The organism is Streptomyces sp. sk2.1, assembly GCF_008120935.1.
Classification (GTDB): Bacteria; Actinomycetota; Actinomycetes; order Streptomycetales; family Streptomycetaceae; genus Streptomyces.
Map to the genome: position 1 here is coordinate 1 of NZ_RDBO01000077.1, position 11293 is coordinate 11293.

11 protein-coding genes are annotated in these 11293 nt (G+C 71.8%); 7 read left to right on the forward strand and 4 right to left on the reverse strand.

Annotation, left to right across the window (positions count from 1 at the left end; all coding sequences use genetic code 11):
• On the reverse strand, positions 1 to 840 hold an 840-nt coding region (locus EAO76_RS27230), incomplete at its 3' end, for an AfsR/SARP family transcriptional regulator (protein WP_148838592.1).
• Between the two features lie 271 nt (positions 841 to 1111).
• Between EAO76_RS27230 and EAO76_RS27235 the strand changes: the two genes are divergently transcribed.
• Positions 1112 to 2344, forward strand: coding sequence for an amidohydrolase family protein (locus EAO76_RS27235; RefSeq protein ID WP_148838593.1), 1233 nt, complete (start codon positions 1112 to 1114; stop codon positions 2342 to 2344).
• Between the two features lie 113 nt (positions 2345 to 2457).
• Here EAO76_RS27235 and EAO76_RS27240 read toward each other — a convergent pair whose 3' ends face one another.
• Both EAO76_RS27240 and EAO76_RS27245 read right to left on the reverse strand, forming a co-directional pair.
• Entirely contained in the window at positions 2458 to 3282 is an 825-nt protein-coding gene (locus EAO76_RS27240) for a MerR family transcriptional regulator (protein WP_148838594.1), read from the reverse strand.
• A 329-nt stretch (positions 3283 to 3611) separates the two neighbouring features.
• Positions 3612 to 3815, reverse strand: coding sequence for a cold-shock protein (locus tag EAO76_RS27245; protein WP_003967102.1), 204 nt, complete (start codon positions 3813 to 3815; stop codon positions 3612 to 3614).
• A 421-nt stretch (positions 3816 to 4236) separates the two neighbouring features.
• Here EAO76_RS27245 and EAO76_RS27250 point away from each other — a divergent pair, with 421 nt between their 5' ends.
• The 4 genes from EAO76_RS27250 (at position 4237) to EAO76_RS27265 (ending at position 9307) form a co-directional block, all read left to right on the forward strand.
• The gene (locus EAO76_RS27250; protein WP_148838595.1) at positions 4237 to 5115 is read left to right on the forward strand and encodes a menaquinone biosynthetic enzyme MqnA/MqnD family protein; all 879 of its coding nucleotides are present in this window, start codon (positions 4237 to 4239) and stop codon (positions 5113 to 5115) included.
• Between the two features lie 415 nt (positions 5116 to 5530).
• Positions 5531 to 7399, forward strand: a complete 1869-nt coding sequence (locus EAO76_RS27255) for a serine/threonine-protein kinase (RefSeq protein ID WP_148838596.1) — start codon at positions 5531 to 5533, stop codon at positions 7397 to 7399.
• Between the two features lie 71 nt (positions 7400 to 7470).
• Positions 7471 to 8670, forward strand: coding sequence for a cyclic dehypoxanthinyl futalosine synthase (gene mqnC, locus EAO76_RS27260; protein ID WP_148838597.1), 1200 nt, complete (start codon positions 7471 to 7473; stop codon positions 8668 to 8670).
• 7 nt (positions 8671 to 8677) lie between these two features.
• Positions 8678 to 9307, forward strand: coding sequence for a hypothetical protein (locus EAO76_RS27265; RefSeq protein WP_148838598.1), 630 nt, complete (start codon positions 8678 to 8680; stop codon positions 9305 to 9307).
• A 22-nt stretch (positions 9308 to 9329) separates the two neighbouring features.
• On the opposite strand, the gene EAO76_RS27270 is transcribed toward EAO76_RS27265, so the two are convergent.
• Positions 9330 to 10061, reverse strand: a complete 732-nt coding sequence (locus EAO76_RS27270; protein WP_262375786.1) for a DUF3152 domain-containing protein — start codon at positions 10059 to 10061, stop codon at positions 9330 to 9332.
• Between the two features lie 136 nt (positions 10062 to 10197).
• Here EAO76_RS27270 and EAO76_RS27275 point away from each other — a divergent pair, with 136 nt between their 5' ends.
• Positions 10198 to 10890, forward strand: coding sequence for a demethylmenaquinone methyltransferase (locus tag EAO76_RS27275; protein WP_148838599.1), 693 nt, complete (start codon positions 10198 to 10200; stop codon positions 10888 to 10890).
• A 140-nt stretch (positions 10891 to 11030) separates the two neighbouring features.
• A complete protein-coding gene (locus EAO76_RS27280; RefSeq protein ID WP_148838600.1) occupies positions 11031 to 11207 on the forward strand; it encodes a zinc-ribbon domain-containing protein in 177 nt (58 codons plus the stop codon).
• Positions 11208 to 11293: the final 86 nt, after the last annotated feature.

Below are 11293 nucleotides of genomic sequence, written 5' to 3' on the forward strand. Positions count from 1 at the left end.
GGCCGGGGCCGGCTCGTCCGTCGGGCGGGCCAGMTCCTCGTCSGCCTGGAGGATGCGCTGCTGGAGCTGGGACAGCTCGGGGCGCGGGTCGACGCCCAGTTCGTCGGCGAGCAGCCGGCGGGTGTCGGCGTACACCGCGAGTGCCTCGGCCTGCCGGCCGCTGCGGTACAGGGCGATCATGAGCAGTTCGCGCAGCCGCTCGCGCAGCGGGTGCGCGGCGGTGAGCGCGGTCAGTTCGGAGACCGCCTCCGCGTGACTGCCGACCTCCAGGTCGAGGTCCAGGCGGGTCTCGGTGAGCTGGAGCCGCCACTCCTCCAGCCGGGTCCGCTGGTTCTCGGCGTACGGGCCGGGCACGGACGCCAGCGCCTCGCCGTCCCACAGCCCGAGCGCCTTGCCGAGGAGGGCGCGGGCCTGGGCGCGGTCGCCGCCCGCGCGGGCCTTCTCCGCCTCGGCCGCCAGGTCCCGGACCACGTTCACGTCGAGGGCGTCCCGGTCGGCCCGGATCGCGTACCCGCCGGCGTCGCTGACCAGTGTCTGCTGGCCCAGCACCTTGCGGAGCCGGGAGGCGTACGTACGTATGGTGGCGAGCGCCTGCGAGGGCGGCTCGTCGCCCCAGATGGCGTCGATGAGTTCGGCGGCGGTGGCCGTGCGGCCGTCGCGCAGCAGCAGCGCGGTCAGCAGGGCGCGCTGCTGAGGTGAACCGGACGGCGACGCCTCGCCGTTCAGCCATGACCGCACCGGACCGAGCACGGAGAAGCGCAGATCGGCACCGTGTGCCGACCGTTGCTGCGGAGCACGCTGCTCCGGAACACGCACGCCCGGCCCGTGGTCACGGTCCATTGCTGCCTCCTGCCCTGCTCGCCCCGCCGGTGCCGCCGGTGCCGCCGGTCGTGCCGGTGCCGTCCGTCCGGATTACCCGTCCCTGTACCGGTCCGGGTCGGGTGGATCCGGATTGCTCGGTACCGCTGGTATCGCGCTCAACAGTCTGCCTTGTCTTGGGCGGGCACGACAGCGGTGGGTGACGCTCTGCACAAGCCCTCGACAACGATTTCGGAAAGGGTGGCCGCACAGATAGCTGACGGTTCGTCAGATCGGCGCTACCGTGGTGGGCATGGAGACCTTCCCGAAGATCATCTCGGTGGACGACCACACGGTGGAGCCCCCTCATGTCTGGCGGGACCGGCTCCCGTCCAAGTACCTCGACCGGGGTCCGCGGATCGTCCGCGCACCGCTCAAGGAGATGACGTTCCTGGGCGGCAGGTTCGCACCCGTGATGGGGGAGCGGGGCGACGACGGACCGATCGGCGACTGGTGGGTGTACGAGGATCTGCACCGGCCGCTCACCCGGCTCGACACCGCGGTCGGCTACGACCGGGACGAGATCAAGCTGGAGATCATCACGTACGAGCAGATGCGTCCGGGTTCGTTCTCGGTGCCCGAGCGGCTCGCCGACATGGACGTCAACCACGTCCAGTCCGCCCTCTGCTTCCCCACCTTCCCCCGCTTCTGCGGTCAGACCTTCACCGAGGCGAACGACCGCGAGCTGGGGCTGCTCGGGGTGCGCGCCTACAACGACTGGATGGTGGAGGAGTGGTGCGGCCCCGAGGCGCGGGGCCGGCTCATCCCGCTCACCCTGATCCCGCTCTGGGACGCGCACCTGGCCGCCGAGGAGGTCCGGCGCAACGCGGCGCGCGGCGTGCGCGCGGTGGCGTTCTCCGAGATACCCCCGCACCTCGGCCTGCCGTCCATTCACACGGACGAGTGGGACCCGTTCCTGCGGGCCTGCGACGAGACGGGGACGGTGATCGCGATGCACATCGGCTCCTCCTCGAAGATGCCGTCCACCTCGGCCGACGCCCCGCCCGCCGTCGGTTCCACCATCACCTTCGCCAACTGCTGTTTCTCCATGGTCGACTGGCTGATGAGCGGCAAGTTCGAACGCTTCCCGAACCTGCGGATCATGTACGCGGAGGGCCAGATCGGCTGGATCCCGTACGTCCTGGAACGCGCCGACGTGGTCTGGGAGGAGAACCGGGCCTGGGGCGGCGTCGCCGACAAGGTCCACCGCCCGCCGTCGGAGCTGTTCGCCGAGCACGTGTACGGCTGCTTCTTCGACGACGCCTTCGGCCTGAGGAACCTGGACGCGATCGGGGTGGGGAACGTCCTGTACGAGACGGACTACCCGCACTCCGACTCCACCTGGCCCAAGTCGCGCGAGGTCGGCGAGGCGCAGATGGGGCATCTGGACGCCGACGTGGTGGACCGGATCGTGCGCCGCAACGCGATCGACCTGCTGGGGCTGACGGACGACGGGCTGTGGGCGGGGAGTGGGGGAAAGCAGTAGGGGTGCGGAAAGAACGTGACACTCCGGGGTGGAGTGTCACGTTCTTTCCGCACCTGAGGTGTGCCGGAGGAGATCGGGGCCGGAGGGTCAAGCCCTCGGGGCGGCCCCGGGGATCAGGCCCGGGCGATCGGCTCCTGGAGCTCCGTCACCCACTGGTCCCGGTCCGCGGGGCACTCCAGGCTGATTTCGCGGGCGTACCCCGCGGACCGGTAACCGTGGGCGTCGATCCAGCGGGCCAGGGTCTGGGACGTCGGCAGCACGCCGTCCATCGCCCCCCGGTGCACGATCGTCGCGGCCTCGAACACCGGCAGTTCGACCACCGTGACCCCGGTGTCACCGACCGGCCCCACCGGGGCGGAGACCGTGACCCCGGCGTGGACGACGACCGCACCGCCTTCCAAGGCGTCCTCGTAGTACGCGATCCCCGGTCCGCTCGGCACGGTGCCCGCCGCTTCCAGCAGGGGGAACAGCCGCTCGTACAGCGGGCCGATCACGGGGGAGATGTGCTCCGGCCCGTAGCTCGCCGCGGTGCCGGTCAGCTCGGCGACCCGTACGGCCGCGACCTTCTTGACGACGACGTCGTTCGTGGACATGTGTCCCTCGCTCTCGATCGACCGGAGCCTCGCCTCGACCTGCGCCAGCCGCGCCGCGGCGGCCCTCATGGCCGCTTCCAGTTCCGCCCGGCGCAGCCGCAGCATTCCGCGCAGCTCCTCCGGTCCCACCTGCTCGTCGAGGATGGCCTGCACCTGCTGGAGCGTGAAGCCGAGGTCCTTGAGGGCGATGATGCGGTTGAGGCGGGCGAGCTGGGCGGCACCGTAGAAGCGGTAACCGGTGGCGGGGTCGGTGCGGTCGGGGTGCAGCAGCCCGATGGCGTCGTAGTGGCGCAGCATCCGGGCCGACACCCGCCCGTGCCGGGCGAAGTCTCCGATGGTGAACATGATGTCTTCACTCCACGGCTTCACACGGTGTCAAGGTCAAGCGCCGTCGTACGGAAAGCCGCGGAAGCGGAAAAGGAACGGGTCGGGGAAGGGGCGGGGAACGGAGCGGGGAACAGGACCGGGAACGGTCTGCGGGGAGAAATTCCGTTCCGTCGCCGGTACTCCCGCGCGGGCGGCGAAACCCGGTGGAGGAGAGCGGAGGGGAGAGAAACGGAGGGGGCGAGCGGGAAGCGGGAAACGGGAAAGGCAGGAGCCCCGTTCCCCGCCGAGGCGGAGGAGCGGGGCTCCTTGGGTACTACTAGCCGGCCGCGATCGGCCGACCCGGGCAACTAGGCCGGGGTGACGTTCTCAGCCTGCGGACCCTTGGGGCCCTGAGTGACGTCGAAGTTCACGACCTGGTTCTCCTCGAGGGAGCGGAACCCGGACGCGTTGATCGCGGAGTAGTGGACGAAGACATCCGGGCCGCCGCCGTCCTGGGCGATGAAGCCGAAGCCCTTTTCAGCGTTGAACCACTTGACGGTTCCGGTAGCCATAAGCCCTCCTTGGGCCAAAGGGTTGCCCTGCTCCAGAACCTGCATAGAAGTCTGAAAACTACAAAAGCCTGCGGGTTACATGCTCCGCAGGCTCTGTACTGCAAGGGAAACCAAACTGCAACTTGCGTCGAGCCTAGCACGCAGCGTGTATCGAGGGGTAGAGGGAAAGATCACTTCACTCGGATGTTTGATTGCCGTGCCGATGACCACACGAAGTGCATGCGCCGGAGGGTGTCGCGGAGGGGTCTTCGAGGAGTACGGAAGGGGTCCTCGCGACACTTCCGGAACGCGGTGCGGATGCCGCCGGAAACCGGACGAGAACACTCCGGGGAGTGGGGCGGGAGCACCCCGGGGAGTGGGATCGGGAACGCCCCGCGCCCCCGGTGCCGTATGGGCGGCGACGCGGGTCTAGCCTCGCGATGTGGACAATTCAACCGTTTCAACCGTCGCGGGCGACGGCCGCCGCAACCGGCCGCGCGTCGGCCACATCCAGTTCCTCAACTGCCTGCCGCTGTACTGGGGGCTGGCACGCACCGGGACCCTGCTCGACCTGGAGCTCTCGAAGGACACCCCGGAAAGGCTCAGCGAGCAGCTGATCAGGGGCGATCTGGACATCGGCCCCGTCACGCTGGTGGAGTTCCTGCGCAACGCCGACGACTTGGTCGCCTTCCCCGACATCGCGGTGGGCTGCGACGGCCCCGTCATGTCGTGCGTGATCGTGTCGCAGGTCCCGCTGGAGCAGCTGGACCGGGCCCGGGTGGCGCTCGGCTCGACCTCGCGCACCTCCGTGCGGCTGGCGCAGCTGCTGCTCGCCGAGCGGTACGGGGTGAGCCCGGACTACTACACCTGCCCGCCGGACCTGGGTCTGATGATGCAGGAGGCGGAGGCGGCCGTGCTGATCGGCGACGCCGCGCTGCGCGCCAACCTGCACGACGCGCCCCGGCTCGGCCTCCGGGTCCACGACCTCGGGCAGATGTGGAAGGAGTGGACCGGACTGCCGTTCGTCTTCGCGGTCTGGGCGGCCCGCAAGGACTACCTGGCGATCGAGCCCGCCCGGGTGGGCGAGGTGCACGAGGCGTTCCTGGCCTCGCGGGACCTCTCCCTGGAGGAGGTCGCCAAGGTCGCGGAGCAGGCGGCGCGCTGGGAGGCCTTCGACTCGGAGGTGCTGGAGCGGTACTTCACGACCCTGGACTTCCGCTTCGGGCCGGACCAGCTGGCGGGCGTGGCGGAGTTCGCGCGCCGGGTCGGCCCGACGACCGGCTTCCCGGCGGACGTGAAGGTCGAACTGCTCGGCGGCTGACCGTGCGGGCGGGGCGCGGGACCGGGTGCGGGAGGCGGCGGGAGGCGAATGCGCGGATCGGGCCGCCGGGGGAATGCGCCGGACATGGATGAATCCTGTACTTTCCAGGGCGCTTATCCGTTCCCGCCCCTCTTCCCGTGCCCCTTCCGTTCCCTTCGCTGCGTTCCCGGGCCGTCCGGCCATCGATTCGGGGCAATACGCGTCGAATAGCCGATTGCCCGAAGGCGGGGTGCGGCGAGTCGGTTCGCGCACCGTAATCGCTCGGGTGAACGACTCATTCACGCCTTTTGTTGTGCCGAAAGTTGTTGTTCGTTCCCTCAGGGGCGAAATAGGCGGATGGTTTCCTCTGTGACCCGATGACCTTCGCCCCCTAGGCTTCGGTCGGAGGTCAGGCCGGTACACAGGGGGAGTCCATATGCAGCCGCTGGAAGCCGGCGAACCGCTGAGCATCGGCGCCTACCGATTGCTCGGCAGGCTCGGCGCGGGCGGCATGGGCCGGGTCTATCTGGGGCGCAGCGCCGGAGGGCGCACCGTGGCGGTCAAGGTCGTGCACCCCCACTTCGCCCTCGACGAGCAGTTCCGGGCCCGGTTCCGGCGCGAGGTGGACGCGGCGCGGCGGATCGGCGCGCAGTGGACGGCGCCGGTGCTGGACGCCGACCCGGACGCGCCCATTCCGTGGGTCGCCACCGGTTATGTGGCCGGGCCGCCGCTCTCCGCCGCGGTCGCCGAGCACGGGCCGCTGCCCGAGAACGCGGTGCGGACGCTGGGCGCCGGGCTCGGGGAGGCGCTGGCCGCCGTGCACGCGCAGGACCTCATCCACCGCGACGTGAAGCCGTCCAACGTGCTGATGGCCCTCGACGGTCCCCGCCTGATCGACTTCGGGATCGCCCGCGCCCTCGGGGCCACCGCCTCGCTCACCTCCAGCGGGGTGTCGGTCGGCTCGCCCGGTTACATGGCGCCCGAGCAGATCCGGGGCGTCGACGTCTCGGGCGCGGCCGACGTCTTCTCGCTCGGCGCGGTGCTCGCGTACGCGGCGACCGGGACCGCCCCCTTCCTCGGCGACTCCTCGGCCGTGCTCCTCTACAAGGTGGTGCACGAGGAACCCGAGCTGGGCGAGCTGGAGGGGGACCTGCGGGAGATCGTCGCCGGCTGCCTGATGAAGGACCCCCGGGACCGGCCCACGCCCCTGGAACTGGCCCGGCGGCTGGCGCCGAACGGGGCCGCCGCGCTGGTGGCGGCCGGCTGGCTGCCCGGACCGCTGGTGCGCGAGGTCAGCCGGGCGGCGGTCGCGCTGCTGGACCTGGAGCCGCAGGACGCGCCGGTGCAGTCGGGGCCGGTGCCGTTCAGCAGCGCGGCGTGGGGCACGGGCGGTGCGGGCGGCGGCGCCCATGGGGACAACGGTGCGAACGGCGGCGGGAGCACGGGAGGGCCCGGCAGTGGGTTCGGCAGCGCGGGCGGCGGGTTCGGGCCGCCGGCCGAGCCCTTCCCCACGCACGACCCGACCCGGCTGTCCCATCCGGGCATACTGCCCTCGTGGCCCACGGCGTCCGGTGCGGCCGAGCCGGTCGGGGCGTCGGGGACGACCGGGCCGTACGGGCGGTCCGACATGTCGGGGCCGCCCGGACCGCGGACCGCCGACCCCCGCTTCTCCGTCACCGTCGGCGCGGACGCCACCCCGGCCCGGCCGGACGCGAACCGCGGCCGGAGGCTGAGCTGCACCCTCGCGCTCGCCGTGGCGGGCGCGCTCGCCGCCGTGACCGTGGGCGGCGCGTTCCTCTTCGACCTGATGCCGGGCGGCAACACCCACGCCGACGCCGGGCACGGCGGCGAACGCCCCGAGCCGGGCGCCTCCCAGTCCAGCCCGTCGCGGCCCACCGAATCGGGCACGGGAGGATCGAGCGAGGTCGCCGCGCTCCCGAAGGAGTTCGTCGGTACGTGGCAGGGCCCGGTCACCGAGAAGACCACCGGAGAACCCCACGGCACGCTCACGGCCGTCTTCACCGCCGGGAAGAAGGGCGCGGACGTGGTCCGCATGAACACCGAGCTGACCCGCCTCGGCATCACCGTCAGCTGCAACAGCGTCGCCGCCCTCACCTCCGTCGAGGGCAAGGAACTGACGCTGGAGGAACGCACCGACCCGGACCGCCCCAGCACCCCCGGCCTGTGCACCTCCACCACCTCGGTCGTCCACTTCACCCGCACCGCCGACGGCACCCTCGAGTTCCGGTCCGAGGAGCGGGGCGCGGGGCTTCCGTACGGCACGCTGACCCGGTCCGGCGGCTGACCCCGACAGGGGCTGGCGTACGCTGAACCGGTCCGTAGATCGTTGAAAAACCGCCGAAAGGTGACAGCCCGGTGACCGAGAAGGCCGACCTTCAGCCCATCCTCGACCGAGCCGCCGAAGGCGGTCGGATCTCCGCGGAAGAGGCGCTCGACCTCTACCGTTCGGCGCCGCTGCACGCCCTGGGCGCGGCCGCCGACGCGGCTCGCCGACGCCGTTACGCCGGTACGGAGCACATCGCGACGTACATCATCGAGCGCAACATCAACTACACGAACGTGTGCGTCACGGCCTGCAAGTTCTGCGCCTTCTACGCCGCGCCGAAGGACACCGCCAAGGGCTGGACCCGCGACCTCGACGACATCCTGCGCCGCTGCGCGGAGACCGTCGAACTCGGCGGCACCCAGATCATGTTCCAGGGCGGCCACCACCCGGACTACGGCGTCGAGTACTACGAGGAGCACTTCTCCGCGATCAAGAAGGCGTTCCCGCAGCTGGTCATCCACTCGCTGGGCGCCTCCGAGGTCGAGCACATGGCCCGGATCTCGAAGGTCTCCGTCGAGGAGGCCATCCGGCGCATCCACGCCGCCGGTCTCGACTCCTTCGCGGGCGCCGGTGCCGAGCTGCTGCCGGCCAGGCCGCGCAAGGCGATCGCCCCGCTCAAGGAGTCCGGCGAACGCTGGCTGGAGATCATGGAGATCGCGCACGGCCTCGGCGTCGAGTCCACCTCCACCATGCTCATGGGCACCGGCGAGACCAACGCCGAGCGCATCGAGCACCTGCGGATGATCCGCGACGTCCAGGACCGGACGGGCGGCTTCCGGGCGTTCATCCCGTACACGTACCAGCCGGAGAACAACCACCTGAAGGGCCGGACGCAGGCGACGCTCTTCGAGTACCTGCGGATGATCGCCATCGCCCGGCTCTTCCTCGACAACGTCGCGCACATCCAGGGCTCCTGGCTGACCACCGGCAAGGAGGTCGGCCAGCTGACCCTGCACTACGGCGCCGACGACCTCGGCTCGATCATGCTGGAGGAGAACGTGGTCTCCTCGGCCGGTGCCAAGCACCGCTCCAACCGGCTGGAGATCATCGACCTGATCCGCAAGGCGGGCCGGGTACCGGCGCAGCGCGCCACCACGTACGAGCACCTCGTCGTCCACGACGACCCGGCGAACGACCCGGTCGACGACCGCGTGGTCTCGCACATCTCGTCCACGGCGATCGAGGGCGGCACGGCACACCCCGAACTGAAGCTCCTGAGCACCAACTGAGGCCGCGTTGCTGACGATCCACGTTGCCGACGCGGTGCACGGGGGACCGGACGGGGCCGACGCCGTGGCCGTGGACGGTGCCGTGGTCGTCGCCGTCGGACCGTGCGCGGAACTGGTCGCCGCCCGGCCGCGGGCCCGGATCCGGCGGTGGTCCGGCCTGATCGCCCCGGGGCTGCTGAACGAGGGCGCCCCACAACTGCTGGAGGCCGCCTACCACCCGGACCCGCGCGAGGCGGACGAGCTCGGCGACGAACCGCTCACCGGCGACGCGCTCGCCGCGCTCGGCATGGACGACGCCCGCTGGGGCGCCAGTGCCCGGCGCGGACTGCAACGGATGCTGCGGCACGGCACGACCGCCGTCCGGGGCCCCTTCGCCCGGCCCGCCGTGCGCACGGCCGTCGCCCGCTCGGGCCTGCGCGTCCACGCCCCCGCCGGGCCGGTGGCGGGACCCGCCGCCCTGGACCCGCTGGCCGCCGGTCCGGGACCGGCCGGGGCGTTCGCGACGACCCTCGACACCGGCGGCCCGGCGGACCTGGCGGTGTTCGACGTACCGGACCTGGCGGCGCTGCTCGCCGAGGGCGCCGGGTGCTGCACGGCGACGGTGCTCGACGGACGGCTGGTCTTCCGGCGACGCTGAGGGGCGCTTCGGCCCGTCCCCGTCACGGCACCGCGGGGCCGCCCAGGTAGCGCCCCCCGGTGTCGTACGGCCAGGCGTTGGAGACGCAGCCCTTCAGCCCGTATATCTGCTGCATCATCGCGGGGGCGGGGCGGCCCCTGCCCGGGCAGGTCTCGTGGCCCCGGCCCAGCCAGTGGCCCACCTCGTGGTTGATGATCAGGGCCCGGTACTCGGGGAGCGGGCCGCGGAACTCGGGCGACCCCTGCTGCCAGCGCTTGAGGTTGACCATGACGTCGGCGCCGACCCGGCAGTTGACCTCGCCGTGGGTGTCGAGGCCGCTCCGTCCGCAGATGGAGTCGGTGGTCGCGGGCGTGGCGATCCGGATCACCAGGCCGGCCGGCCCTTCGGAGACCCGGCGGAAGGTGTGCTCGCCGTGGTGCGACCAGCCGCGCGGCGAGGCCAGGACGCGGGCGATCTCGGCGGCGGCCCGGTCCGGATCGACGCCCGTGCCCTTCTCCACCTCGACCCGGTACGGCTTGCCGCCCCGCTTCCCGCCGTCCCGGGGCTCGGCGCGGGCGACGGCGAACGTGCCGGTGCTGTCCGGCGACGTCCTGGACGCGGCGGACACGTCCGGCTTCTCCCCGTCCCCGGTGAGCCGGGGCGGCCCCGCCACGACGACGGCACAGATCAGCGCCGCCGGCACGACGACCGCGGCCAGTAGCCGGCCGCGGCCCCGCTCCGGCCGCCCCCGCCGACGCGCGTTCCGTACCGACATCCGTGCCTCCCCGGCTCAGGGCGGCCCGGTGCCCCCTTCTTGTACTGACCGCCGACGGACCCGGTTGGTTCAGTCCATTCGCCGGTGACTCCCGACCGGCGCGTGGCGTCGGGGACCGGGCTGCTTGAATGGACGGGTGACCCGAGCCTCCCTGGACAAGCAGCCGCACGAAGTCGCCACGATGTTCGACAAGGTGGCGGCGAACTACGACCTCACCAACGACGTGCTGTCCCTCGGCCAGGCCAGACTGTGGCGGAAGGAGGTCGCGAAGGCGGTGCACGCCCGGCCCGCGGAGAAGATCCTCGACCTGGCGGCGGGCACGGCGACGTCGTCGCTGCCGTTCGCCGCGACGGGCGCGTACGTCGTGCCGTGCGATTTCTCCCTCGGCATGCTGGAGGAGGGCAAGAAGCGCCACTCCTGGCTGCCCTTCACCGCGGGCGACGCCACCCGGCTGCCGTTCCGCGACGAGACCTTCGACGCGGTGACGATCTCCTTCGGGCTGCGCAACGTCCAGGACACGGACGCCGCGCTGCGCGAGCTGTACCGGGTGACGAGGCCGGGCGGCCGGGTGGTGATCTGCGAGTTCTCCCAGCCGACCTGGGAGCCGTTCCGCACGGTCTACACCGAGTACCTGATGCGGGCGCTGCCGCCGGTCGCGCGCGCCGTCTCGTCCAACCCCGACGCGTACGTCTACCTCGCCGAGTCCATCCGCGACTGGCCCGACCAGCCCGGCCTCGCGGCCGCGCTCCAGCGGGCCGGCTGGTCGAAGGTCGCCTGGCGCAACCTCACCGGCGGCGTGGTGGCGCTGCACCGGGGCGTACGCCCCTGAACCGCGGTGGGCGCGGGCCCTCCACGTAACGCTCCGGTGACTTTCGCCGACGGGAACCGGGCGTCGGTGAAGATGTGTCCCTGACAGGTCACGTCTTCCCGCGCCCTGTTCCCGTTTCCGTATCTGCCGTCGGAGCCCTCATGTCGTCGTACTGCCCCTTCTGCGGAACTCCGGCTCCGGACGAGGCCCGCTTCTGCATGAAGTGCGGGCGCGAGCGTCCGGACACACCCCCGGCGAAGGCCGCCGCGCCGACGACGCCGGACGCGGCGCCCCCGCAGCCCCCGTCCCGGCCTCCGGTGTCCCCGTCCATGCCGTAGCCGTCGGAGTCGTAGCCGCCTCCGTAGTCGTTCCCGTAGTCGTTCCCGTAGCGGCCGGTCGGGCCCACGGCCCGCAGTTCGAAGCC